The organism is Glutamicibacter sp. GQ173, assembly GCF_059759215.1.
Window position 1 is genome coordinate 123,890 of record NZ_JCAXDT010000004.1, and the last position, 24,857, is coordinate 148,746.

Consider the following 24,857-nt stretch of genomic DNA (forward strand, 5'->3'; position numbering starts at 1 on the left):
AGCCGAACTGCATGGGGTACCTACCGCTGCAACCTGCCCTCACGCAAAGTCCAGTAGGACGAGATATGCGATGAATGCTTATTCAGATGCCAATACTCGGTGATCCGGCTGATGGCTTTGATAGTGGACCGTTCGGCATGGGCGATGACGCCCACTTGGCCCGCTGGGAGCGGAAGCGATTGGAACGCGGCGGGAAGCGCGTTGCTTTTGCCTGCAGGCATTGATTCCCGAGAAAGCCACTGTAAAACAACGCCTTCTGGATGTTTCACGTCAAACATTGCGTTTTCGTCGGCCGCTTCAATCAGCGCAGTTCCCTGGGCATGCGCTGGCAGGGCTTCTAGGACTTTGGCAATAGCGGGCAGGCCAGCTTCATCGGCTGCTAGGACGTAGTAGTCGGCATTGAGCGATAGCGACGTCTTGCTGCGGGCCGGGGAGATGACCAAGGGATCTCCTGGCTGCGCAATTCCTGCCCAATGGCCAACGGTGCCCGGCGCACCATGAACTACAAAATCAATAGCCAGCTCATTGAGGACCGGGTTGACCCAGCGAATGGTGTAGGACTTTGAACGGGGAACTTGTTCGCGCGGCAGTCGATGGCGCAGGGTGCGCAAATCGTAGGGAGGAACTAGACCGAGTGAAGGATCCGCGACAAAAACCTTGACGTACTCGTCCAGCGCGGAATTGGAACGGTAGCCGTCAAGGTTCGGTGCTCTGGCAATGAGCCGCACCATCCGGTCGTTGAGCCATTCCACCCGCGTGATGGTCAAAACGTGCTGGTCGACTTTGGTGCGCGGAGTATCTAGAAGGCCTAGCGGTGGGGAATATTTGGCCAGGGGTTCTTCGTAGGCTGGGGTTGGCAATTCAGATGCAGCGGCCATCGAAGCGCCCGATTCTGCGGGCCGATGATGGTGGTTGAAGGAAGTGCGAAGCGTTTTGTCGAGGACTTTGCGTGCTGCAGCCAGCGCTGCTGCTGACCCGGCGCGCTGCGCTGCGGCGAGCAGCTCGTCGGTTTCCTGCTCGTTGAGGAACTGGCTGGAAGCGATGTTGCGGTAAAGCTCTTCTTTGGCCACGGCGTATCCTGCTTTGGCTCCGGCCTTTTCAGCCATGGCTAGAACTTCCAAGGTCAAGCCCTCTTTGGGGGAGACCGAAAACTGCGCTCCGTAGCCGCGGTGCTTGTGGTGCTTAGACATGATGTGCCCCTTAGCTTCGCTGTCGCGGGAATCAGCTCATATGCCTGAGTATGAGCGAAACAGGGCGAACAAAACAAGTAGTTTTAAAGCAGTGTTCTGGGTTCGTGGAAGGTGGTCGCCCCTAAGGGGTTTGCCGCTATCTACAAGGATTATTCGATATTCGATTCATTCGACAATAGGCGTTCAGAGTAACTAAAATTAGCCGCATGCCTGATACATTGCCACCGTGCCCCCAATGCTCCAGCGAGTACACCTACGAGCTTGACGCATTGCTGGTCTGCCCGGAATGCGCTCATGAATGGAACGCGAGTGCCGAGGAATCCGAGTCGATTGAAACTGTCATCAAGGACGCAGTAGGCAACGTTCTGCAGGATGGCGATACTGTCAGCATTACCAAGACCATGAAGGTCAAGGGCGCCCAGAGCGCACTGAAAGCTGGAACCAAGGTGCGCAATATTCGATTGACTCCTGGCTCTGGCGACCATGATATCGCTGCCAAAGTTGATGGCTTTGGCCAGATGGAACTGAAGTCTTCTATCGTCAAGAAGATCTAAGGGCCTGGTTTCTTGTAGATGGCAGTCCGTTCTCCTTTCGGAGGCGGGCTGCTTCTGTCTTTAAACGGCACTTCCTGACCAGGCTTTGCTTGTCAATCATTGGCCCGTGCCTCTGCGGGGCACCGGCCTGCAGGCCAATATCCACCCGTTCCCTGCCGAACCTTCGAACGAGGTGCTCTAGATGTCTTGCGCTCCCGAGGCGCAGGCGAGGCTAGAGCTTTTGTTCCTTTTTGCGGGCGTAGGAACGGGCAGCGCGCACTCGGTCTCCGCAACGAGTTGAGCACCATTGTCTGCGGCCGTGGGTTCTGAGGAAGAATCGCGTGCATGGCTCTGCCTCGCATTGAGCTAGCTGGTCCGCTTCATCGCTACTGAGCAGCGAGGCAGCGTCTTCTGCCAAAGCCGCGAGCGCGTGCTCGGTGAGTTGCGTCGCTGGGTGCTCAAGGGCGCGGAAAAATCCTTTGCCGTTCTCCTGCCTAAGCAGAGCGGTGTTGGGGGCCGCCAGCAGTGCGCCATTGATGCCCCGCAATGCTTCTCGGCCAATTTCTGTTCCCGACGTGCTTGCGATGAAGGCTTCGCGTAATAGGGCGCGCAACGTCGCCAGGCGGTTCTGGCAATAAGCCTGCAAGGATGCCTCGTGGGGGACTAGGTTCCGCTCGATGAGCCACTGCGTTGTTGATTCAGGTGTAGCTAGCGCATCAAAACTCTTGTTGCTGGGTAGCTGGATTTCACTGTTGACCAAGTCGATACTGCAGTGTTCCTGTGCACCCGGGCTCGGAGGAAGCGGCATTTGAAGCATAGCCTCATGGTATCAGGATTGTTTTAACGTGATTTAATGCTAGTGTGAACATCACGGTAAAAATGATGATAAACGTGAGAAATGAGTTTTGCATTGCATCCTGCGCCACGGTTCGGCTCAGCTCCCTTCGGCCTGTCCGCCCATGCTGGCGGTGGTCCGGGAGTGGGCCAGTCTGCACAAGAAGGCTTGAACGACACCATCGAGACCGCCAAAACCGCCGATCGATTGGGCTACCACCGCTTTTGGATGTCGGAGCATCACGCGATGCCGGCTCTGTCCGTCGCTTCGCCTCCGTTGATGATGGCCCGGCTTACCGCGGACACCCAGCGGATCCGACTCGGAGCGGGCGGGATCATGCTGCCAAATCATGCGCCGCTGATCATTGCGGAGCAATTCGGCATGCTCGAAGCACTGGCTCCAGGCCGAATAGATCTTGGAGTTGGACGCGCTCCGGGAACCGATGGAGCCACAGCTTCGGCTTTGCGCAGGGAGAATTCAGGCGCCCAATCATTTGATGAGCAAGTTGCTGAACTCTTGGGATTCCTCGCCGATGATTTCCCCGACCATCATCCCTATAGCCAGGTGCATGCCGTACCGGGGCCTTGGCAAAACAAGGAGAATCGGATTGCTGTGCCAGGGCGTCAAACCCCGTTGTGGATTCTGGGCTCATCGCCGTATTCGGCTCAATTGGCCGCGCGCCTTGGCCGCCCCTACGCTTTTGCCCTGCAATTCGGGGACGCTGATATTGAGACGGCACTGAGCATCTATCGGGACAACTTTGTGCCCTCCAAGGTTTTGGGTGCTCCGTACGTGATGGTCAGTCTCAGTGCCATCGCCAGCCGCGACGCCGAATTCGCCAGGGCGGAAGCCACCAGCACCGCGATGGCGATGTTGCGGATGTTCAAGCGCGAATCTTTCAAGCTCTTGGATCCGAAAGAGGTGGCCGAATATCCAGCGACAGTGCAGGAGCGGGCCATAATCCAGATGTATGCCCAGCGCACCCTTGCCGGAACTGCTGAACAAGTGGCCCGGCGGCTCGAGGCGCTGCAGGCATCGACCGGTGCCGATGAGCTGATGCTAGTGACGGCAAGCTATTCGCAAGGCAGCGGGGCGCAAACTCTGCGGCTGCTGGCTGAGCATTACCAAAACTGATCCCGGCATTCGCCACCACCGGCGCAACACCTAGTAGATGGAGAGAAAACAATGGAAACACCACGTCGAGCATTGATCATTATCGACGCTCAGCAGGAGTACTTTGAAGGTCTTTTGCAGATTCAGTATCCCGACCGTGAGCAGTCAGTGTCGGCCATCGCACGCTCGATGGACGTTGCGCGACAGGCCCAGATCCCCGTAGTTGTGGTTCAGCATCAGGCCCCGGAGGGGTTCCCGGTGTTTGCCCCGGAATCGTCAACCTTTGCGCTGCACCCGCAAATCTCGGATCGCTTGAATCTAACAGAGCATAGCTTCACCAAGAACTTCGCCAGTATTTTTGCGGGCACCGGTTTGGAGTCCTGGCTTCGAGAGCGGGAGATCGATACGCTCACGCTGGTTGGCTACATGACGAACAACTGCGTCATTGGCTCCGCCGCAGCTGCTGAACCACTGGGATTCAAGGTGGAAGTGCTTTCTGATGCTACCGGTGCCATCGATATCGCCAATGCGGCGGGTGCAGTTCCGGCGCGACAGGTCCACGAAACACTAATGGCTGTATTGAACTCCAGTTGGGCGGCTGTTGCGCCCAGCGCCGAGTGGGCTAACGCCGTGGAAAACAGCCATGCTTTGGCCGGGGACAACCTCATCGAGTCAGCAGCGCGCGGGCGCGCCGGACAGTAGCGCCAGCGCGGATTCGAAGCTTTGCATTCGAAGAGGAACCGCAAAGCTAAGCTGAGGTGGCCAAGCTGGCTGAGCTGATCAGTTCTGACAGCTGGGACCTCGGCTGGTTGGCCCCAAACGCCGGCTGGCCCGGCTGCAGGCGTACGCCTTCAGCCAAGGTGCCGATGCGGAGCGGATCAAAGCCGAAGGCGTCTACCAGCTGGGCCACCTCTTCGACATCCGCAGCACCATTTCCGGCAATGGCAATGGCCTTGCGTTCACTGCCTTCCGGCCGGGCTTCTTCCTCAAGGTTGTGGTATCCCATGTGGTTGAAGGCCTTGACCACGCGCGCGCCGGCGATGAAGTGCTGGATCAATTCGCTTGTGGAGACCTCAGGGCCGTTCAGATCCTCTCGGATTCCATCGGTTTCCCACCAATAATTCATCGCATCGACTACTAGCTTGCCTGACAGCTGCTGGACAGGGATGTTCTGGTACTTGCCCAGCGGCAGGGCCAGGATGACCACATCAGCTTCACTGGCAGCGGTGGCCGCATCAACAGGCACCGCGCCCGGGGTCAGGATCTCGATGGTCAAGGCGATCGCGCTGGGGTCCCCGGATCCGGCGATAAGCACCTCGTGGCCCGCCTTGAGAGCCAGCCGTGCCAATGCGGTGCCAATCTTCCCGGCGCCAAGGATGCCAATTTTCTGCAGTGCCATGTTCATTTCCTCGCAGGTGCTTATCGTCCAGCTGGGACCGGTTGCTCGGCGAGCATTTCCCGGACTAGCGGGATGACCTTGTTGCCGTAGAGCTCCACGGCGTGAAGCCGCGCACCGGCTTCTACGGCGCCGCCGGAGTAGATCAAATCGAAGCGGCCGATGTCCAGCGTCTTCACGGTGTTGGCGATCTTGCGGGCCACGGTTTCGGGGGATCCGATGTAGAGCGAGCCCTCGCTGGCTTCGTGCTCAAATTCGGAGCGGCTCATCGGAGGCCAGCCGCGCGTGGCGCCGATCCTGTCGCGCTGTGCCTTGTAGGCGTCAAACATGTATTCACGGGCCAGTTCATCGGTGTCAGCCACGAAGCCGGGGGAGTGCAGGCCCACCGGTGTGCTCTGGTGCCCGAACTGTTCATTGGCCCGGCGGTAAAGGTCCACGTAGGGTGCAAAGCGTTCAGGAGATCCGCCGATGACGGCCAGCATCATGCGGAAACCGTAATGCGCCGCGCGGATCACGGATTGCGGGGAACCGCCTACGCCGACCCAGGTGCGCAGCCGCCCGGACTCGGTCTTGGGGAAGACATCCATATCCGTGAGCGGTGCACGCTTGGTGCCTTGCCAGGTTACCGGCTTCTCATCGAGCAGCTCGTGGAACAGGTCGATTTTCTCCTCAAAGAGGACTTCGTAGTCGGCCATGTCGTAGCCGAATAGCGGAAAGGATTCGGTGAAGGAGCCGCGCCCCAGCATGACTTCGGCGCGTCCGTTGGACAGCGCGTCCACCGTAGCGAAGCGCTGGAATACGCGTACCGGATCATCGGACGACAAAACGGTTACGCCGGAGCCAAGGCGAATATTTTCCGTTGCGGTGGCGATGCCGGCCAGCACCGTCTCCGGGCTGGAAATAGCGTATTCAGGGCGATGGTGCTCACCGACGGCAATAATATCCACGCCTGCCTGATCGGCAACGATGGCCTCCTGCACCGTGGCGCGGATGGCCTGCGCCTGGGTCAGCAGCTGGCCGGATTGCGCACTGGGCACATCTCCGAAAGTGTCGATGCCGAATTCGATATTCTCGATGGCGTTCATGACCGCTCCCTCCTCAAAAATAAGTTGATGCATCAATCATACCAAATATTATTGACGTGTCAACTAGTTTGAGGCGGCGTACCTCGGCGGTCGCCGCTGATATCGCAAAAGACGTTGAACTGCAACGGATTCTTGCTGGATTGGGCTTGCCAAGCAGACCTACGGTAGAAAAACCCGGTGTACGGGAATCACAAGGAGGGAATCATGCGCGCTCAACAATCCCCTGCAGTGCCGATGGCGCTTGCTCTTGGGGTGCTGCTGTCAATCGCCGGCTGCAGTTCAAGCCCTGGCGGCGAAGCGTCAGAAAGCCCGGCATCTCCAACGACAGCCGAAAATTCGGCTCCTGCGCAAAGCACGCAACCGGCGACAGATTCTGCCGCAGCAAGCATGCCAGCGAGTTCTGCGGCAACTGGAAGCTCAGCTGACCCGATGACAGGTGCCTTGACCCTGTTCTACGTTGCCGTGGGCGATGAGGGAAAATCCGGTCCGAAGATTGGCTGCGGCGATTCGCTGGTCGCAACTGAAACCGGGCCCGTGGAATTCACCAACCAGATCGAAGCCTCAATGTCCGCCCTCCTCGACGATGATGAACAGGAACTAGGAGGTTCCGGATTGCGCAATGCGTTGGCCAGTTCCGACCTCGACTATGTTTCATCAACGGTGAAAGGCGATTCGGTGAGCGTTGAGTTGAGCGGAACCGTGAGCTCCGGCGGCATCTGCGACGATCCGAGGATGATCGGACAACTCGAATACACCGCAATGACCGCCGCTGGTACCGGCCAGGCCCAGATTCTTGTCAACGGCGAAAAGCTCGAGGAAGTGCTCAGCGCCAAATAGTCCTGCTGGAACAAAAAACGGCGGTTCTCCCCAGTGAGGAGAACCGCCGTTCAGGCGTGGGCCAAGGCCTAGCCGAAGTACTTCTTCATGGTGCCTTCGTTAGCCTCGCGAAGCTCGTCCACCGATACGGTGAATTCGCCTTGGACTTCCAGGGAACCGGACTGTGCATCAACAATGCCCAGGCGGGCCACGGTGACACCGCGAGCGCTGGTCATGTCGTTGAAGCGAACCTCTTCGCTGCGTGGAACTGCAACCACGGCACGAGCCTGGGTTTCGGAGAACAGGGCGGTGAAGGAATCAATGCCGTCACGATCCTTGATCTCGTCCAGTGCCACACGAGCGCCGACGCCGAAGCGCAGAACCATCTCGGACAGGGCAGCAGCCAGGCCGCCTTCGGACAGGTCGTGAGCCGAATCGATCATGCCATCGCGGCTGGCATTGATCAGGATCGCGCCCAGTTCCTTTTCCGCTGCCAGGTCAACCTTGGGCGGAAGACCGCCGAGGTGGCCGCGCAGGTTGGCGAACTCGGAGCCATCGAGTTCATCCTTGGTGGAACCGATCAGGTAGATCGCCTGGCCGTCGGCCTCTTCACGCCAGCCCGAAGGGGTGCGGCGGGCGACGTCGTCGAACTTGCCCAAGGTGGCCACCACTGGGGTCGGGTGGATGGCCTTGTCACCGGTCTGGTTGTACAGCGAGACGTTGCCGCCGGTCACCGGAACTCCGAGCTCCATGCAGGCGTCGGACAGGCCGCGGATGCCCTCGGCCAGCTGCCACATGACATCCGAGTCCTCGGGGGAACCGTAGTTCAGGCAGTCCGAGACAGCCGCAGGGATCGCACCCGAGGTGGCGACGTTGCGGTAGGACTCGGCCAGTGCCAGCTGGGCGCCGGCGTACGGGTCCAGGTAGGTGTAGCGGCCGTTGGCATCGGTAGCGATGGCAACGCCCAGGCCGGTGGACTCGTCGATGCGGACCACGCCGGAATCATCCGGGGAAGCCAGCGCGGTGTTGCCGCCAACGTAGCGGTCGTACTGGTTGGTGATCCAGGACTTGTCGCACATGTTCGGGCTGGCAATCAGCTCCAGAACGGCAGCCTTCAGCTCCTCGCCGGTGGCTGGCAGGTTCTTGCCGGCCTCCGAGGACTTGAAGGTGTCGGCCTGCAGCGCGTCCTGCCACTCGGGACGGGCGTACGGGCGGTCGTAGACCGGGCCGTCGTGGGCGACGGTCTTCGGGTCCACGTCCACGATGACTTCGCCCTTCCAGGTGATGATCAACCGGTCGGTGTCGGTCACCTCGCCCAGCCAGGAGTACTCCACGTTCCACTTGGCCATGACGGCCTCGAACGCCTCGACGTTCTCGGGGGTGACCACAGCCATCATGCGTTCCTGGGACTCCGACATCAGGATTTCGCCCGGGGTCAGGGTGGAATCGCGCAGCAGCACGTCGGTCAGCTCGACCTGCATGCCGCCTTCGCCGTTGGATGCCAGCTCGGAGGTGGCGCAGGAGATGCCCGCGGCGCCCAGGTCCTGGATGCCCTCGACCAGCGAGGCCTTGAACAGCTCCAGGCAGCACTCGATGAGCACCTTCTCGGCGAACGGGTCGCCGACCTGGACAGCAGGTCGCTTGGATGGCTTGGTGTCATCGAAGGACTCGCTGGCCAGCACCGAGGCGCCGCCGATGCCGTCGCCGCCGGTGCGCGCACCGAAGAGCACCACCTTGTTGCCCACGCCGGAGGCGTTGGCCAGGCGCAGGTCCTCATGGCGCAGTGCGCCGACAGCCAACGCGTTGACCAGCGGGTTGCCCTGGTAGATCGGGTCGAACACGGTTTCGCCGCCGATGTTCGGCAGCCCCAGCGAGTTGCCGTAGCCGCCAATGCCGGAGACCACGCCGTGCACCACGCGCTGCGAGTCCTCATGGTCGATGGCGCCGAAGCGCAGCGGGTCCATCACGGCGATCGGGCGGGCACCCATGGAGATGATGTCGCGCACGATGCCGCCGATGCCGGTAGCGGCACCCTGGTATGGCTCGACATAGGAAGGGGAGTTGTGCGACTCGATCTTGAAGGTCACGGCCCAGCCGTCGCCCAGGTCGGTGACACCGGCGTTTTCGCCGATGCCGACCATCAGGTCCTTCTTCATCTCGTCCGTGACCTTCTGGCCGAACTGGCGCAGGTGGTTCTTGGTGGACTTGTACGAGCAGTGCTCGGACCACATCACCGAGTACATGGCCAATTCCGCGGCGGTCGGACGACGGCCCAGGATCTTGACGATCTCGGCAAACTCGTTGTCCTTCAGGCCCAGCTCTGCCCAGGGCAGTTCTACATCCGGGGTGCCAGCGGCGTTTTCAACGGTATCGATGTTGAATTCCTTGGTGACTTCCTGGCTCACTTTTTTCCTCCAACAAGGTGGGTCAGAACACTGGTGAAGAAGGTCAGGCCGTCGGTGCCGCGGGCGTCCGGGCCAAAGCCGACCTCAATGGCGTGCTCCGGGTGCGGCATGAGGCCCACCACGTTGCCAGCCTTGTTGCTGATGCCGGCGATCGAGCGGCGCGAACCGTTCGGATTCCAGCCCACGTAGGAGAACGCAATGCGGTTTTCCGCTTCGAGCTCATCCAGCACCTTCTCGTCGGCCACGTACTGGCCGTCCTGGTTCTTGAGCACGATGGTGATCTCCTGGCCAGCCTCAAAACCATTGGTCCATGCGGTCTGGTTGTTCTCCACGCGCAGCAGCTGATCGCGGCAGATGAACTTCAGGTGGTCGTTCTTGATCATCGAACCGGGCAGCAGGTGCGACTCGGTGAGGATCTGGAAGCCGTTGCAAATGCCCAGTACCGGCAGCTTGGCCTCGGAGTTGGCGGCATCCGCGATCTTGGCCATCATCGGTGCGAAGCGCGAGATCGCTCCGGCACGCAGGTAGTCGCCGTAGGAGAAGCCGCCGGGGATCACCACGGCGTCAACGTCCTGCAGATCGGTGTCGGCGTGCCACAGGGACACGGCCTCGGCACCGGCGGCGCGCACGGCACGAGCGGCATCACGGTCATCGAGGGTGCCCGGGAAGGTCACCACGCCGATGCGTGCTCCGGAAAGTTCAGTGCTTGGCGTTGAGTAGTCGCCAATCAGGGGGAGTTCGGTGCTCATTAGTCTTCGACTACCTCGACGTTGACGACATCTTCGATCACCGGGTTGGAGAGCAGGGTTTCTGCTGCCTCGCGCGCCTGGGCGAGGATTTCTTCGGTCACCTCGCCGTCCACGGAAAGTTCAAAGCGCTTGCCCTGGCGGACAGCTTCGAAGGAGGTGAAGCCTAGGCGGGGAAGTGCTCCCGCGATGGCCTTGCCCTGAGGGTCAAGGATTTCTGGCTTGAGCATGACATCTACAACGATGCGGGGCATCCGGCATATCTCCTGTTGGCGAGGTTAAGTTAAATGCCACACGGAGATGCCGTCTCACACCAGGGGGATTTGGCGCTCCGCGAGCTTGCCCTCATAGTCTACCCGTGAATGTGATGGGGCAGATGTGCCTGTGTGCCAGAGCACCCGATATCGCTGGATAAAAGCCATGTGATCTTTGGCTCACGAGGTGAAAGTTGGTTCCATGCGCGTATTCTGAAAGCGTGAAAAACTCTAGTCAGACTACGTGTTCTTGCCGGGAATTGGATTCGCTCAAGCTCAGCTACCAAGAGTGCTGCCAACGTTTTCATGACGGGCGGGAGGATGGATCCGCATTGCCTGAAACCGCTGAGCAGCTGATGCGCTCACGGTATAGCGCCTTCGTCATGGGCTTGGCGCCGTATTTGCTGGCGACCTGGCATGAAAGCACGCGCCCCCAGCAATTGGAACTTGATCCGCAGATGCGCTGGACGGGGCTGGAAATCTTCACAACGCGCAGCGGTGGCGCGGAAGCGAGCCGTGGCGTGGTGGAATTTGCGGCGCACTATCTCGAGGGCCAACGAGAAGCGCAGCAGCATGAAGTCAGCACGTTCGTGCGCGAATACGGGGAGTGGTTCTACCTTGACGCCCTGTAGGGACTAGCGGTTGCTGGCCGACTGAAGCATATTAAGCATCTGCGTCTGCTGGCGTTCGCGGGCCAGCTTGAACGCATCGGCACCGGTGCGGTCTTTCAACCGTGGATTCGCGCCATTGGTGATGAGCATCTGGGCGATGTTCACAGAGTTGTTGGTGCCCTGGCCGAGCACGATGGTCTCATGCAGGGCGGTCCAGCCCAGGTCATTGACGTGGTCGATGTCGATATCGGTGTGCAACAGGATGCGAACGGCGGCAACCTGGCTGTTTTCGCTGGCGACGGTCAAAGCGGTTCCGCCCATGCGGCTGACCTCGTGCACATTGGCGCCGCTATTGATGAATTCTTGCAAGGCGCCGGTCAGGCCATTGGCGCTGGCGCGAAGGAATGGCGATTCCTGGTACTCGTCCTTGACGTTCGGATTAGCCCCGGCATCGAGCAGGGCCTTGGCGATCAGCTCATCCTTGACGATGACCGCACGCATGAGCGGGGTGCGCCCGGCATCATCCTTGACGTTCAGATCGGCACCGGCCTTCAACGACTTCTTCACGTCGTTGAGATTGCCGGAATCAATGGCAGCGTAGAGCTTGCGTGCGGCAGCAGGCAGAGTCGGGGAGGCTGGAGTCATCGCTTTCAGCGAGGCGCCGGAGGCAGCCCCTGAAGCCAAAGGCGACAACGTGGACTGCGAACTTGCGGCGCTCGGGGTGCTGCTGGTGCTGCTCGGTGCCGGCGAGCTGCTTTGCGCTGGGGTGGACTTTACCGGTGCCGAGGATTTGGCACTAGGCTCCGACGTGGTCGAAGCCTGCGGGGCAGCGGTTTTTCCTGTAGCCGAGGATGTGGCCTTGGGCGTAGCACTTGCCGCGGGGCTACTGTTCGGAGCTTCAAGGGCCTGGGGCGAAGAAGCTGCGCAACTAGTGCAGGCCCCGATGGCCGCGGCCAGCGGAAGTGCAATTAAAGCGATGCCACGACGGTGCGTGGAGAGCCCGGTTCGAAGTGCCATCTGTCCTTTCGCGGTTTAAACACCCGATCCCCGCGGCTGTCGGAGCTGACTGGGGACTTAGCTTGTAAGCTTCTGTTTTCAAATGCGAGCTTAGCGCTTGAAGCTGAAAATTTGCGGTCAATCAGCGCCAAGAATTCTTGGCGTTCGGAATTGAAGAACTTCGCTAAAATTATAAGCATCATGGAATGCCTCTACTTTTCAGCCTCCCGCTGCCGTTCGTGTACCCAAATGACGGTTCCCTATGCCCAGCAATTGCAAGCAAAAGTAGCGGACTGCCAGCACCTGCTCTCCGGCTTCGACTCGCTCAAATTCCTTCCGGCCCAAGCCAGCAGCGAACAAGGTTTTCGCAACAAGGCGAAGATGGTGATTTCCGGTACAACCGCGCAACCCACCATCGGCATTCTTGACGCCGATGGGCACGGCATAGACCTGCGCAATTGCGGGGTTATCGCGCCGGCATTGCGTTCCCTGTTCCCGGTCATCGAGAGCTTCATCAAAGAGCTGAAGCTCGTGCCCTATAGCGTTCCGCAGCGCAAAGGCGAGCTCAAGCATGTGATCCTCACTCTGTCGGACACCGGATCCGTGATGGTGCGATGGGTGCTTCGCACTAAAAAGCACTTCGTGGCTTTGCGCGATTCACTTCCGCAGTTCCTTGAGCAGCTGCCGCGCCACAGCGTCGTTTCGGTGAATTTCCTGCCGGAACACAAGGCCGTGCTGGAGGGCGAGGAAGAGATCATCCTGACCCGCCGCACCACTTTGGAATTCGGGCTGAACGGTGTGCCCATGCACCTGCGCCCGCAGGGCTTCTTCCAGACCAATACCGAAATTGCCGCTGCCTTGTATCGGCAAGCGCGACAGTGGATCGCTGATATCGATCCCGAGAGCGTCTGGGATTTGTACAGCGGGGTCGGTGGCTTCGCACTGCATTGCGCTGGCGAGGGCCGCGCCGTCTACGGCATAGAAACAAGCACCGAGGCGGTGGCTGCGGCCAAGACCAGCGCCGATTCCCTGGGACTGGGCGACACCCACTTTGTCGCGCAGGATGCCACCGAGTTTGCACTGAACGCAGGCTGGGCTCCGGACGCGGTGATTGTGAATCCACCGCGACGCGGAATCTCTGCCGAGCTGGCGACGTGGCTGAACGATTCGGATATCCAGCATGTGATCTACTCCAGCTGCGACGCCAAGTCCCTGGCCCGCGACCTGGAACGCATGGGGAACTACACGCCACAGCTGGCGCGCGTCATGGACATGTTCCCGCAGACCGACCACTATGAGGTCATCGTGAAGCTGGAGCGCAAAGCCTCCTAGCGGTCCAGGGTTGCTGTGCGCCGGTCCAGTCGCACGACAATCTCATCCACCAGATGCGGATCGATGTTCGGTTCGCGCCGGGCCTTGAGCAGCTCATCGCGGGCCGCCTCCAAGGCGATAGCCTGAATCGAATCGGCTTTGGCGATCACGGCGCGAATCTGGGTGTACTTCTCGTCGGAAATGGCATCGTGCGGGTCCGGATCCTTGGCCAGGATCGAGTGCAGGGAATTCATGCGACGCCGAACCGCCTGCTGGTAATTCTCCGGAAGCTCCTGCAGGTCAACGTTGTTGCGCAGCGCGGACATCGCAACAGCTTCGGCGCGACGGGCCAGCGCGCGACGGGCACGCTTGGTATCCTGCTCGTTGTTGCGCAGCTTCAAGACGCGCATCAAGGACGGCAAGGTCAGGCCCGGCAGCACCAAGGTGCACAGCAGCACCGAGCACGCGGCCACCACGACGAAGTTGCGCTCTTCAATTACCGTGCCACCGGCAGTGGCATGAGGCAGTGCCAACGCCAAAGCCAGCGTGGCCAGTCCGCGCATGCCGCACCAGGTCAGAACCAATGCGTCCTTGCGGGCAGGAATCTTGGTCTTGGTGCGGTTGGGCAGGTAATAGGTCGCCAGCATCCACAGGGCACGTACCGCGATGACCACAAAGCAGATTGCCGCAATGCCAGGAATGTAGCCAATCAGGTTGCTTCCTTCTTCCTGGATCACCTGATTCATTTCGATGCCCATGAGGCCGAAGGCCAGGCCGGTAGCCAGCAGCTCGAGCACTTCCCAGAAGGCCTGGCGGGTCAAGCGTTCCGCAGAGTCCTGGGGGCGGTCGCGGCGGACCATTTCAAGGGCGGTGACCACCACCGCGATCACGCCGGAAACATGGACTTCCTCGGCGAGCATGTACACCGCGTATGGAGCCACGAGGGTGGCTGCGCAACGGGCGGCAAGGTTGGGGACGAAGCGGTTCAGCGCACCGATGACCCAGCCCATGGCCAGGCCCAGGACCACGGCGCCTGCGGCGCCGATGAGGAACTGCGGGATGATCTCCAAGCCGACTTCTGAATCGTTGACAGTTGCCTGGACGGCCAGCTGGAAGATCACGATGGCCATGGCATCGTTGAACAGCCCTTCGGTTTCCAGCAACGAGGTCAACCGCCGTGGCATGTTCACCTTGGTGGCGATGGCATCCACCGCTACCGGGTCAGGCGGCGCGACAATAGCGCCAAGGGCCAGCGCCAAAGGGATGGAGACGATGGGGGAGAAGGCCAACGCCGTGGCGGCAACGGTGCCTGCAGTGACCACGATGAGCACCACAGCGAGGCGGATCAGGGCTTTCCATCGGAAGCGGAATACCGACCAACTGCTTCGCTGCGCTGTGGCAAAAAGCAGCGGCGGCAAGAAAATTGGCAGGATCAATTCTGGATCGATATGCATTTCGGGCATGAACGGGAGGAAACCCGCCAGCGTCGCGAAAATGAGCATCAGAATCGGGTACGGCAACTTAATGCGCTCACCGATGCCAACGATCAGAATAGTGGCGAATAACAATCCGATGATCAGCAGGAAAAAATCCATAGTCTTCTAATTGTAGTTGATTTACCCAACTAAATTGATGATTGTTGCTCTCAAAGTCCGGAATTGAAAAGGAATTCCGCATCCTCCCACTGGCTTATCAAACAGCCATTAGACCGGGAGAATTCACTGTCAATTGGCTGTCCGTGGGCTGTTCCGGAGACCTTGGCGCGCTGGGGTCCACCGTAGATTTCGGTGCACGCAGTCGCCGGATCGAGAGATGGTGCTGCGAGGCTTGGATGCTGGTTCAGCTTTCCACAGGCAGCGGCGGCATCGGGCAAGGTACTGGAATCGATTGCTTGTTCACCAGAGCATTCCAAGGTGTACTGCGCGGACACATTAGTGCCATCGGCCATGACGATGATTTCCAGTTTTATCTCCGAGGGTGCCGGGGGCTGCGCCACGCAGGAGGACACAGCAAGGGTCAGCAGCAAGACGCAGCTGCCGGACACGGCCCGTCGTTGAATATCCATGATGCCCACAGGGACATTGTGCGTTGTGCTGTGGCTGAATACTAGTCTTTTGGTGCAAGCTGCAGGCTGTTGGCAACCTCCAGTAATTTGAGTCGCAAGTGATCCGCTCGCGACGCAAACTCCTTTTGCCGCCGGATGTATTCGGCCTTGCCGGAGGGAGTCTCAATCCGAATAGGTTCGTGACCCCAATCGGCCAAGTCATAAGGCGAGGCCTGCATGTCCATCGTGCGGATATCCCACGCGAGTTCGAAGCAATCCATCACCAAACTGCTGGGGACAGCAGGGGAAAGCTTGTACGCCCACTTGTAGAGGTCCATGTTGGCATGCAAGCAACCGGGCTGTTCCAGATCGCGTTGTGTTTCGCGGGTGGGCTGCAGTTCATTGAGCTCAATAGCCTGCGGCGTGTAAAACCGGAAGGCGTCAAAGTGCGTGCACCGGATCTTCTCGGACTCCACTACGGCGTCGGTTCCCTTGGCCCCGAGCCGCAAGGGCAGGTACTCATGCCGAATTCCGTTGACTTCCGATTTATACGCCATCGCCCATTCATGCAGACCGAAGCAGGCGAAATTCCCCGGCCGCTGCGAAGTCCCGGCCAATATCACGCGGGCAAATTCTATGGCGCGAGCTCGCGCCTGGGTGAAGGCCTGGACATCAAATTCATATCCCGTGCCCTGACCGGTTTCCACTGCGCGATAGAACTTCCACGTCGCTCGTTCTTGGGCCACTTCACCGGTGAGCACAACATTCAGCCCCGGGTGCCAGCGATAGAGCTGGCCTGGCTTTTGCGTGTAGTAGGTGAAAAGAAAATCCTCGATGGGATGCTTCCGACCGGTCATGCGACGTTCGACAAAGGGTTCTCCGAAGGCTCGCGCACGAGCCTCATGGCTATGGGCCAGAGGCATCCACTGGGAGGCTTCCAAAACGGCGGCGGTAACGGGCATACTTCTCATTATTCAATTCATCCGCCCAACAGACCACTTTGGTACCTCAACTCACATCTCATCGCTCAGGAGCTAGACATGGCTGACTTTCCCATCTGGGAACCACCAATCTTCGCCAGCGAGCAGGAACATCTGTTCGCCATGCTTGATCGCCTTCGAGCCACTTTCCGCTACAAAGCCGATGGTTTGAACCTGGAACAGCTCAAAGCCCGGCTGCCCAGCAGCGAGCTGAGCGTGGGCGGATTGCTGCAGCATCTGGCGACCGTGGAAGACGAGAAATTCAGCTATTTCATTGCGCGTGAGCGCCCAGAGGTTTTGCTCGAATTCCTGGAGCAGGACAAGAATCCTTTTATCGTCCAAGACGATGAAGACCCTCGGGCACTGTACGAACGCTACGACAACGCGGTAGCGAAGGGCCGGCGGATCCAGCAGCAGATTATTGACGATGGCACGCTGGATACCGCCTCGGGGCTGGAATTCGAGGGGCAACAACCCTCGGTGCGCAGGATTATCTGCGACCTGATTGAAGAGTACGGACGGCATACCGGCCATTCGGATCTGATCCGAGAAGCGATCGATGGGCGCGTTGGCGAAGATCCCCCGCAGGACTTTCTTCCGATGTGGTTCAAGGGCTAAGGGCCGCGCCACGTACGTGCCCCTTGCCGGGTAGCCCTGCAAGGTTGGGCCATTGAGGGCACGAGCAGGACGGGCAAGGCAAGGCGATGCCCAGTGAAAGATGAGTTGATATCGTGGGAGCTGGCCAGAAGACTGGAGGAACGCGGGAGTTCTAGAATCGCTACGCGCCCTGCGGGGCGTTTCTGAAAACCGCCAGCTTGGCCGCGTGCGTGGTGCGGCATCATGCAGCCGGCCCGGAGGAAAGCTGGGAGTATCCCGTGCTGCCGAGGCCTGTGCTGGGGCAGGCCGGAAAATGAATCCTATGATGAGCGCATGATCATTGAACGTTCCAGCCAACTGCCGGCAGATCCTTCCACTGTCTTCGATTGGTTCTCCCGACCAGGTGCCATTGTCCGCCTTCTTCCCCCTTGGCTGCCTCTGAAACCCATTCGCGAGGCGGCGTCACTTGAGGATGGGACTGCCGTGTTGGGAATTCCCGGCGGTTTGAGGTGGATTGCGAAACACCAGCCCCTCGAGTTCTCCGAAAATCGCCGATTTGTCGACCAGTTGGAGCCCGAAGGCCTTCGCGGCTTGCCGACCCGGGCGATCAAGTGGAAGCATGAGCACCTTTTTGAGCCTGCAGGAACAGGTGCGACTACGGTCAGCGACCGCATCGAATCGAATGTGCCGCGGCGCCGGATCGAGCAGATGCTCGCTTATCGCCATCGGCAATTGGCAGCGGATTTTGCCGCCCACCGCAGCGCGGCTGAAGCCGGGCTCGCTCCTCAGGTAATTGCCGTGACTGGATCCAGCGGCCTGGTTGGCGAGGCGTTGTGCGCCTTCTTGTCCACAGGTGGCCATCGCGTCATCAAGCTGGTGAGACGTGCGCCGGCATCGCCAGATGAGCGCCGCTGGGATCCGGATAATCCGGCGGAGGATCTGCTGGAGGGATGCGATGCCGTCATCCATCTGGCTGGAGCCAGCATTTTCGGCCGGTTCACGCAAGAGCACCGGCAGGCCGTGCTCAAGAGCCGCATCGGGCCAACACGCTCCTTGGCTCTGCTCGCGTCGCGATCCGGGGTATCCACATTTGTCAGCGCTTCGGCGATAGGAATCTATGGAGCCAGCACCGGTCCAGAGGCCGTCGAAGAGTCCGATGCCCAGCCAGCCCAATCTGGCGACTTTCTTGTTGAAGTGGTCCAGGGCTGGGAAGAGGCGGCTCGCGCAGCGGGGCCTGATCTTCGCAGCGTCCAAATCAGAACCGGCGTCGTGCTCACGCCCAAAGGTGGCATGCTCGCGGTGCTGCGTCCTCTTTTCGCCGCCGGCGTCGGGGGAAAGCTGGGCAGCGGACAGCAGCGTTTGTCGTGGATTGGACTAGACGATCTGCTGGATATCTACCTTCGGGCTCTGTGGGATGGCCAATTGTCTGGTCCAGTCAATGCCGTGGCACCGCATATGGCGAGCAACGCTGAATTCACCAACGCGCTGGCGCATGCGCTTAAGCGCCCGGCTTTTATTCCAGTTCCGGAGGCGGCGCCCAAAGTCCTGCTCGGGTCTCAGGGTGCCCGGTTGCTTGCCCTGGCAGACCAGTGGGTTATTCCTCGCAAGCTGCTCGACGCGGGCCATGTCTTCCGCAATGAGCGCATCGAAGCTGAATTGGCCCATAGCTTGGGCTCCAGCTAGGCGTTATCAGCGAAGAGTCGATGACTGTTTGAGCGGAAGGCCCGGAGCGCAGTGCGGTGGTTTTCAATGAAGGGGGCATGCACTGATTTCTGCGGGCAACCATTTATCTAGTTTGGCTAACTACTTGCTAAGCTATATATCTGATGATGCTGTTGGCGGCCGGTCCCTGCGAGGATACTGCCGGCGCAGCAGTGGCTAAAAAGGAAAGCAGCAGATGAAAACGACAGATAGTGATCCCCTCGCACCTTTCGACGCCGTAGTGCTGATGTCCTTCGGCGGCCCTGAGAAGCCCGAGGACGTTCTTCCATTTCTGCAAAATGTCACTCGGGGCAGGGGGATTCCGGACGAGCGCTTGGAAGAGGTCGGAGAGCATTACTACATGTTCGGAGGCAAGTCGCCGATCAACGAGCAAAACCAGGACTTGTGGCGAGCGCTTCAGCGTGAATTCGACTCTCGCGGGATCACGGTTCCCCTGCTATGGGGAAACCGCAACTGGCACCCGTATCTGACCGACGTGGTCCGCAAGCAAGCGCGGGAGCATGGCGCTCGGAAGTTCTTGGCCATCGACACCTCCGCATATTCCTCATATTCCTCTTGTCGGCAGTATCGGGAAGACTTCGCCGCTGCCGTGTCCACCTTGGAGGCCGAAGGGCTATCGGTGGAATTCGACAAGATCAGGCAGTACTACAACCATCCGGGATTCGCGAAAGCCCAATTGGACTACGTGCGCCGTGGCCTTGCCGAACTTGCGACGAGGGCAGGAAGCCTCGATGGGAAGCGCCACAAAATCCTCTACGTCACCCACTCGATTCCGACTTCCATGCAGGAATCTTCACAGCGATTCACGCCAGGATATGCGCAGCAGCACGAGGAGCTGATTGCGTGGATCAGTGGCCAGCTGGATGAATCGGAGCAGTTGGACGCTGAGCTCGTGTACTGCTCCAGGTCCGGATCCCCGGCCACGCCATGGCTGGAACCGGATATCAACGACCGCCTGCGCGAGCTATCGCGCTCTGGGATCGAGGCGGTGCTAGCGGTTCCGCTCGGGTTCGTATCAGACCATATGGAAGTCAAATACGATCTGGATACCGAGGCGGCCCAAACAGCGCGCGAGGAGGGGCTCACGTTTCTGCGAGCTGAAAGCCTTGGCGTCTCGCCGATTTTTGCCAGCGGCTTGGTGGATCTCGCCATCGAACGGGCGGCGCAGGTCCGTGGAGAACAAGTGGAATCGCAGGTTATTTCCGGCAGCACGCCGCTGGGGCCGGGCAGCGGCGCCTGCTCGATGAACTGCTGCGAAGGGCCCAAGAGCAAACGAGCCCTTCCCGCGTGGGCTACCGGAAGCATCCCTGGGTAGCACTGACGCTGGACGGGCGCTGCGCGCGATGGCGCACGGCAAAGTCCGACAGCCATCTGCTTAAACGCCGCACCCCGCTGGTCTCGGAAGCGAGACCAGCGGGGTGCGGCTGACGACAGACCGTTAGGCCTTTGGGCCTTAGCCCATGTGGATTGCGCCCAGCAGCACGCCCGAGACGAGCATGACCAGGGCTACCACCAACGCGCGCCACAGAACCTTCTTGTGGTGATCGCCCAAGTCCACGCGGGAGAGCGAAACCAGCAGCAGGATTGCTGGAACGAGCGGAGACTGCATGTGCACCGGCTGGCCGGTGATCGAGGCACGAGCCATGTCCACGGCCGGGACTCCGAAGTGCGCGCCGGCTTCGGTGAGCACTGGCAGGATGCCGAAGTAGAAGGCGTCGTTGCTCATGAGGAAGGTGGCCGGGATGGAGATCAATCCGGTGATTACCGCCATGTATGGACCCAGGGAGTCGGGGATGATCGCGACCAGCCACTGGCTCATTGCATCAACCATTCCGGTGCCCGAGAGCACGCCGGTGAGAACCGCTGCGCCAAGAACCATGGAGACCACGGCGATGATTTCGCTGGAGTGGCCCGCAATCATCTTCACCTGGTCGGAGACCTTCGGGAAGTTCACGACCAAGGCGATCGCGGTACCGACCATGAACAGGTAGGACAGCGGCAGCACGTCGACAACCAGCAGCACCATGATGGCTACGGTGAGCACCAGGTTGAAGTAGAAAGTCTTCGGGCGCAGGGTTTCGCGGTTCGGGTCGAGCACGGTGCCGTCCATGGTGGCAGGTTCCGAGCCATCTCCCTTGCGGGCAACTGCTTCCAGTACAGCCAAGTGGCCGCCGGAAGGCGCGGTGCCAGCCGGGGATTTGCCACCGGATGGCGAGGTGATGTTGCCGCCACCCATTTCAGTGCCCCACAGTTCGGGGCGTTCGCGCTGCAAGCGGCGGCGCTCGGAAACGCCCAGCTGCCAAGCGAACAGGCCGATAACGACCAGGGCGATACCCAGCGACGGGAGCATCGGGACAAAGACGTCTGCGGCATCGACATGCAGCGCTGCGGCGGCACGGGCAGTTGGACCGCCCCAAGGGACGATGTTCAGCGTGCCGTTGGTCAAGCCGGCCACGCAGGTCAGCACCACTGGGCTCATGCCCAGGCGCTGGTAGATCGGCAGCAAGGCCGCGGTGACCACGATGAAGGTGGTGGAGCCATCGCCATCCAGGGAGATGACCGCGGTGAGCAGGGAGGTGCCCAGAACGACCTTTGCCGGGTCATTGCCCACAAGTTTCTGGATGCCGGCGACCAGGCGGTCGAAGAGTCCAACATCGATCATGATGCCGAAGTACATGATGGCGAACATCAGCAGGGCTGCGGTGCCGGACATGTCCTTGATGGCGTCCATGATCATGTCGCCCAGCCCGAAGCCTGCGCCGGTGAAGATCCCGAAGATGGTTGGGACGAGAATCAATGCCAAAAGTGGCGTCATGCGTTTGGTCATGATCAGCGCCATAAAGGTGGCGACCATGAGGAATCCGAGTGCAACTAGCATTGCCCCGACCTCCATTTCGGTGAGTGTACGTCGTTGTGTCACCCAATAACTTCAGGGCACCTATTCAAAGTACGTGGCGGGGCTCACGTTGCGCCCCTTGTGCTGATTATTGAAGGCTTAAGTTCATTGCCATCTTTTTGCTCTTTAAAATCGCGTTGCCCGGGGAGTGCGTCTATGCTGGGTGGCATGTTCCGTTCTGGCCCGCGCTCGAGGCATTTCGCATCGCGCATCATGCGTTTGCAGTTCCTCGTCGTTGGCGTGCTGATCGTGCTGGTCACCGCCGGAACCCTGTATTCCAGCTATGACCGCGTTTTTTCGCGCGCCGAAGATACCTCGCTGACCATCGCCCGATCCGTGGCGGTGCTTCCAGAGGTCATCGACGAAGTGACCCGATATGCAGCCATGGAAGAACTTGACGAGAAGAAGCTCGCCAACGGAAAGCTGCAGCAGCTGGCCAACGCCATACTTGAGCAGAAGCAAGCGTACTTCGTGGTGATCACCGAAGACCGGGGTCTGCGGCTGAGCCACCCGAATCCCGCGGAAATTGGACAGATGGTTTCCACCGACCCGGTGGCCCTGGACGGGATCGAAGCGGTGTCAAGGGAGCATGGAACCCTGGGTGAATCGGTGCGCGCCAAGGTCCCCATCCGTGGCGCGTCGGGCCAGGTGATCGGAGAGGTTTCGGTCGGCGTGACCACGCAGTCGCTGACCGGTGCCCTGCTGGAATCCTTCAGCTGGATTGCGCTCTTTGCGCTCTTGGCTGCCGGGTTGGCCACCGTGGCCGGACGAGTAACCGTGCGCCGGCTGAAACGCCAGACTTTGGGACTTGAACCGACCGAAATTGCCCAGCTGGTTCGTGACCAGCAGGCAGTGCTCTACGGCGTCACCGAAGGCGTCATGGGCATCGGTTCCGACGGGCGGATTACCGTGCGCAACAAGGCCGCTCGGTTGCTTTTGGGCCTGCCGCACCGCACCGAACTGGAAGACGTGGTCGGGAGGCATTTTGAATCCGCCGGCCTGGACCGGCGCCTGGTCAAGGCCATCAAGGAACGGGACCGGGCTCCGGTGCGCCTGGAAGCCAACGGCCATTCCCTGATCGCCCGGGTGAATGAAGTGAACCGCGACGGGCTCGACCTTGGCCAGGTGGTATTGCTGCACGATGTGACCACCATCGAGGCGCTGGGCACCAAGCTGGATGCCGTCCAGGACATGGCAGATGCCCTGCGCGCCCAGCGCCACGAATTCGCCAACCGCATGCACGCGGTGCTCGGATTGATTGACTTGGGAAAAATCGAACAGGCCGAAGCCTACCTGCGCGAGGTCATGGAAACCGGGCCGAAAATCGCCCAGGTGCCCGGGCTGGAAGCGATCCAGGACGCCTACCTATCGGCGTTCATCTCGGCCAAGGCGGTCCGTGCCCACGAGCAGGGGATCGAACTGCGGGTGTCGAGCCAGTCGATGCTCTTCGGGCAGATCGCCTCGGCCCATGATGCCCAGGATGCAACCGCGGTGCTCGGCAATCTTCTGGATAACGCCTTTACCGCCGCCTTGCGGGGCCACGGGAAACCGTGGGTGGAAATCGATCTGCTCTCCGAAGCTGCCATACTGCATATTGCTGTAGCTGATTCCGGACCGGGCATCACCACCACCGAGGACATTTTTGCCCGGGACGTCAGCACCGGTTCCCATCTGGGCAATGAACATGGACGCGGGGTTGGCTTGCCACTGATCAAGCGCTTGGCCCAAGCCCGCAGCGGGGACGTCTGGATTGCCGATCCGGGCACCGGAACAGAAGGCGCGGTATTTGCCGCCCGATTGCCAGCGGTGCTGGTTGAACCAGCCACCCCAGAGAACAACGAGAATGAAGGAGCGCAGCCATGAGCGACAGCGCCAATGGAAACTACCAGGTCATGATCGTCGACGATGACTTTCGCGTGGGTGCCCTCCACGCAGACATGGTCAATTCCATTCCGGGTTTCCAAGCCCTGGAGCCAGTGCAGGATCCGCGCATGGTGCCCAAGCTCGTCGCCACGCTCAAGCCTGACCTGTTGCTCCTGGACCTGTACCTGCCACATGTCAGCGGCATCGAGCTGCTGCGTGAACTGGACGTGGATGCCGTCATGATTTCGGCTGCCACCGAGCCGAAGAATATCGCCAAGGCTATTCGGCACGGGGCGCTGGCATTTATCATCAAGCCCTTTGACGCAAAAACACTCAGCGCCAAGCTCAAGGGGTGGGCTCGCTATCGGCGGCAGCTCAGCGGCACGGCTGAATTCAATCAGCAGGGAGTCGAACGGCTCTTCCGCTCCTTGCAGGGCAGTGAAGAGGCTGCTCCGGCAGCCGGTGCCGCGCCTACCGAACAGGCAGTGCTCAACTGTGTCAAGGAAGCTTCGGAGCCTATGAGCGTGGCCGAAGTGGCGGAAGCTGTCGGCATTGCGCGAGCCACGGCCCAGCGTTATCTTGCGGCCCTGGTGGCCAATGAATCATTGGAACTCCAGCTGGGCTACGGGACCCGCGGTCGTCCGGAGCACCGCTACGTGGCACGCTAGGCAACCTGATTCAGGTGGCGTCCCAGATCTTTCGGTAGAAGGCGATTTTTTCTTCATTTGCTTCCATTCCGTAACCGGCATATACCAGATGTTCGTAGCCGGGACCGTAGTTCCATTCGGTGCTCCAGGCCGCGATGGCAAGATCTGCCCACCTGTCGGCGATGCCCAATTTGCCCATGTCAACGTGTCCCAAGAAGCCGCCGTTCGCATCCAGCTGCGTGTTGGGAAGGCAGGCATCGCCGTGGCAGACCACGGCGTCAAGGGGCGGCGCTTCGGCGAGCAGCTCGGATTGCTGGCTTAATGGCAGGGAAGCGATGCGTGAGGATAGATCCCAGCTGAAGGGGCACTGCCCTGCTGGCAGCCGATCGTGCAGGTGCCGAAGTCCTTGGCCGAGGGCGTGGGCTGAACGCTCTGGATTGCTTTTGCCCAGGTCGCTCACGGCGCTGTACCCGGGCAGCGCCGCGCTGAGCAGCAGCTGGCCTTCAGGGTACTGCTCAACTGAAAGCACTGCCGGCACGTTGATGAACTGCCCTGCCCACTTCATGCGGCGGGCCTCGGATTCCAGATCAATCTCCGCGTCCACCGGTCGCCCCGGCGACCATTTCGCATAGCGGCTGTCCGGTCCGTGCCCAATCCGGTAGGTGGATCCGCCCAGCGCGTTGAGCCACACTCCTTTCACCGCATGGGTGTCGGCCACGTCACGCACAGCTTCCGGAATCGGGAATCCGGCAGGGGGAGAACCCGAGATGACTCGTTCATCACTCATTGAACCAGCTTGCCAACAGGCCGCGAGGAA

At 60.3% G+C, this 24,857-nt stretch carries 24 protein-coding genes; 11 read left to right on the forward strand and 13 right to left on the reverse strand.

The annotated features are described in order from the left end of the window. Nucleotides 1-20: 20 nt before the first annotated feature. On the reverse strand, nt 21-1,190 hold the full coding sequence (locus AC6CHO_RS08285; RefSeq protein WP_498214571.1) for a siderophore-interacting protein: 1,170 nt from the start codon (nt 1,188-1,190) through the stop codon (nt 21-23). Nucleotides 1,191-1,396: 206 nt separating this feature from the next. Here AC6CHO_RS08285 and AC6CHO_RS08290 point away from each other — a divergent pair, with 206 nt between their 5' ends. Then, a complete protein-coding gene (locus AC6CHO_RS08290; protein WP_060700445.1) occupies nt 1,397-1,744 on the forward strand; it encodes a zinc ribbon domain-containing protein YjdM in 348 nt (115 codons plus the stop codon). Nucleotides 1,745-1,955: 211 nt separating this feature from the next. On the opposite strand, the gene AC6CHO_RS08295 is transcribed toward AC6CHO_RS08290, so the two are convergent. Beyond that, nucleotides 1,956-2,540: a CGNR zinc finger domain-containing protein gene (locus AC6CHO_RS08295; RefSeq protein WP_498214573.1), complete on the reverse strand. Its 585-nt coding sequence runs from the start codon at nt 2,538-2,540 to the stop codon at nt 1,956-1,958. A gap of 81 nt (nt 2,541-2,621) precedes the next feature. Between AC6CHO_RS08295 and AC6CHO_RS08300 the strand changes: the two genes are divergently transcribed. Beyond that, nucleotides 2,622-3,692, forward strand: coding sequence for an LLM class flavin-dependent oxidoreductase (locus AC6CHO_RS08300; RefSeq protein WP_498214575.1), 1,071 nt, complete (start codon nt 2,622-2,624; stop codon nt 3,690-3,692). 51 nt (nt 3,693-3,743) lie between these two features. After that, complete coding sequence (locus tag AC6CHO_RS08305; RefSeq protein WP_498214576.1) at nt 3,744-4,373, forward strand: cysteine hydrolase family protein; 630 nt, start codon at nt 3,744-3,746, stop codon at nt 4,371-4,373. A gap of 46 nt (nt 4,374-4,419) precedes the next feature. Here AC6CHO_RS08305 and AC6CHO_RS08310 read toward each other — a convergent pair whose 3' ends face one another. Next, complete coding sequence (locus tag AC6CHO_RS08310; RefSeq protein ID WP_498214577.1) at nt 4,420-5,070, reverse strand: NADPH-dependent F420 reductase; 651 nt, start codon at nt 5,068-5,070, stop codon at nt 4,420-4,422. Nucleotides 5,071-5,090: 20 nt separating this feature from the next. Beyond that, entirely contained in the window at nt 5,091-6,152 is a 1,062-nt protein-coding gene (locus AC6CHO_RS08315) for an LLM class flavin-dependent oxidoreductase (RefSeq protein WP_498214578.1), read from the reverse strand. 204 nt (nt 6,153-6,356) lie between these two features. Here AC6CHO_RS08315 and AC6CHO_RS08320 point away from each other — a divergent pair, with 204 nt between their 5' ends. Further along, on the forward strand, nt 6,357-6,989 hold the full coding sequence (locus AC6CHO_RS08320) for a GerMN domain-containing protein (protein ID WP_498214579.1): 633 nt from the start codon (nt 6,357-6,359) through the stop codon (nt 6,987-6,989). A 68-nt stretch (nt 6,990-7,057) separates the two neighbouring features. On the opposite strand, the gene purL is transcribed toward AC6CHO_RS08320, so the two are convergent. From purL to purS, 3 genes are read right to left on the reverse strand one after another with little or no spacing between them, the layout of a single operon-like run. After that, a complete protein-coding gene (gene purL / locus AC6CHO_RS08325) occupies nt 7,058-9,373 on the reverse strand; it encodes a phosphoribosylformylglycinamidine synthase subunit PurL (protein WP_498214581.1) in 2,316 nt (771 codons plus the stop codon). Next, complete coding sequence (gene purQ / locus AC6CHO_RS08330) at nt 9,370-10,122, reverse strand: phosphoribosylformylglycinamidine synthase subunit PurQ (RefSeq protein ID WP_060700452.1); 753 nt, start codon at nt 10,120-10,122, stop codon at nt 9,370-9,372. The genes purL and purQ overlap by 4 nt, the downstream gene beginning before the upstream one ends. Further along, on the reverse strand, nt 10,122-10,373 hold the full coding sequence (gene purS, locus AC6CHO_RS08335) for a phosphoribosylformylglycinamidine synthase subunit PurS (RefSeq protein WP_038991933.1): 252 nt from the start codon (nt 10,371-10,373) through the stop codon (nt 10,122-10,124). Before purS ends, purQ begins: the two co-directional genes overlap by 1 nt. Nucleotides 10,374-10,705: 332 nt before the next feature. Here purS and AC6CHO_RS08340 point away from each other — a divergent pair, with 332 nt between their 5' ends. Continuing rightward, nucleotides 10,706-11,005 (forward strand): YchJ family protein, encoded by a 300-nt coding sequence (locus AC6CHO_RS08340; RefSeq protein WP_498214584.1) that lies wholly within the window; start codon nt 10,706-10,708, stop codon nt 11,003-11,005. A gap of 3 nt (nt 11,006-11,008) precedes the next feature. On the opposite strand, the gene AC6CHO_RS08345 is transcribed toward AC6CHO_RS08340, so the two are convergent. After that, nucleotides 11,009-12,001 (reverse strand): ankyrin repeat domain-containing protein, encoded by a 993-nt coding sequence (locus AC6CHO_RS08345; RefSeq protein ID WP_498214585.1) that lies wholly within the window; start codon nt 11,999-12,001, stop codon nt 11,009-11,011. Between the two features lie 180 nt (nt 12,002-12,181). On the opposite strand from AC6CHO_RS08345, the gene AC6CHO_RS08350 reads away from it, so the two are divergent. After that, complete coding sequence (locus AC6CHO_RS08350) at nt 12,182-13,312, forward strand: methyltransferase domain-containing protein (RefSeq protein WP_498214587.1); 1,131 nt, start codon at nt 12,182-12,184, stop codon at nt 13,310-13,312. Here the strand turns inward: AC6CHO_RS08350 and AC6CHO_RS08355 are convergent. The 3 genes from AC6CHO_RS08355 to AC6CHO_RS08365 are packed head-to-tail and all read right to left on the reverse strand — an operon-like array spanning nt 13,309 to nt 16,297. After that, entirely contained in the window at nt 13,309-14,886 is a 1,578-nt protein-coding gene (locus AC6CHO_RS08355; RefSeq protein ID WP_498214589.1) for a cation:proton antiporter, read from the reverse strand. The two genes, AC6CHO_RS08350 and AC6CHO_RS08355, sit on opposite strands and share 4 nt — an antisense overlap. Before the next feature lie 50 nt (nt 14,887-14,936). After that, nucleotides 14,937-15,365, reverse strand: coding sequence for a hypothetical protein (locus tag AC6CHO_RS08360; RefSeq protein WP_498214591.1), 429 nt, complete (start codon nt 15,363-15,365; stop codon nt 14,937-14,939). Between the two features lie 32 nt (nt 15,366-15,397). Then, nucleotides 15,398-16,297: a 3-methyladenine DNA glycosylase gene (locus AC6CHO_RS08365; RefSeq protein WP_498214593.1), complete on the reverse strand. Its 900-nt coding sequence runs from the start codon at nt 16,295-16,297 to the stop codon at nt 15,398-15,400. 78 nt (nt 16,298-16,375) lie between these two features. Between AC6CHO_RS08365 and AC6CHO_RS08370 the strand changes: the two genes are divergently transcribed. From AC6CHO_RS08370 to AC6CHO_RS08380, 3 genes are all read left to right on the forward strand, one after another. Next, the gene (locus AC6CHO_RS08370) at nt 16,376-16,933 is read left to right on the forward strand and encodes a mycothiol transferase (protein WP_498214595.1); all 558 of its coding nucleotides are present in this window, start codon (nt 16,376-16,378) and stop codon (nt 16,931-16,933) included. 312 nt (nt 16,934-17,245) lie between these two features. Next, the gene (locus AC6CHO_RS08375) at nt 17,246-18,595 is read left to right on the forward strand and encodes a TIGR01777 family oxidoreductase (protein WP_498214597.1); all 1,350 of its coding nucleotides are present in this window, start codon (nt 17,246-17,248) and stop codon (nt 18,593-18,595) included. 214 nt (nt 18,596-18,809) lie between these two features. Further along, entirely contained in the window at nt 18,810-19,949 is a 1,140-nt protein-coding gene (locus AC6CHO_RS08380; RefSeq protein ID WP_498214598.1) for a ferrochelatase, read from the forward strand. 138 nt (nt 19,950-20,087) lie between these two features. Here AC6CHO_RS08380 and AC6CHO_RS08385 read toward each other — a convergent pair whose 3' ends face one another. Next, nucleotides 20,088-21,512 (reverse strand): CitMHS family transporter, encoded by a 1,425-nt coding sequence (locus tag AC6CHO_RS08385; RefSeq protein WP_060700462.1) that lies wholly within the window; start codon nt 21,510-21,512, stop codon nt 20,088-20,090. Nucleotides 21,513-21,698: 186 nt separating this feature from the next. Here AC6CHO_RS08385 and AC6CHO_RS08390 point away from each other — a divergent pair, with 186 nt between their 5' ends. Both AC6CHO_RS08390 and AC6CHO_RS08395 read left to right on the forward strand, forming a co-directional pair. Then, the gene (locus AC6CHO_RS08390) at nt 21,699-23,393 is read left to right on the forward strand and encodes a sensor histidine kinase (protein ID WP_498214600.1); all 1,695 of its coding nucleotides are present in this window, start codon (nt 21,699-21,701) and stop codon (nt 23,391-23,393) included. Next, nucleotides 23,390-24,061, forward strand: coding sequence for a response regulator (locus AC6CHO_RS08395; RefSeq protein ID WP_498214602.1), 672 nt, complete (start codon nt 23,390-23,392; stop codon nt 24,059-24,061). Before AC6CHO_RS08390 ends, AC6CHO_RS08395 begins: the two co-directional genes overlap by 4 nt. 10 nt (nt 24,062-24,071) lie before the next feature. Here AC6CHO_RS08395 and AC6CHO_RS08400 read toward each other — a convergent pair whose 3' ends face one another. Further along, nucleotides 24,072-24,827: a phosphotransferase gene (locus AC6CHO_RS08400; RefSeq protein ID WP_498214604.1), complete on the reverse strand. Its 756-nt coding sequence runs from the start codon at nt 24,825-24,827 to the stop codon at nt 24,072-24,074. Between the last annotated feature and the right edge of the window lie 30 nt (nt 24,828-24,857).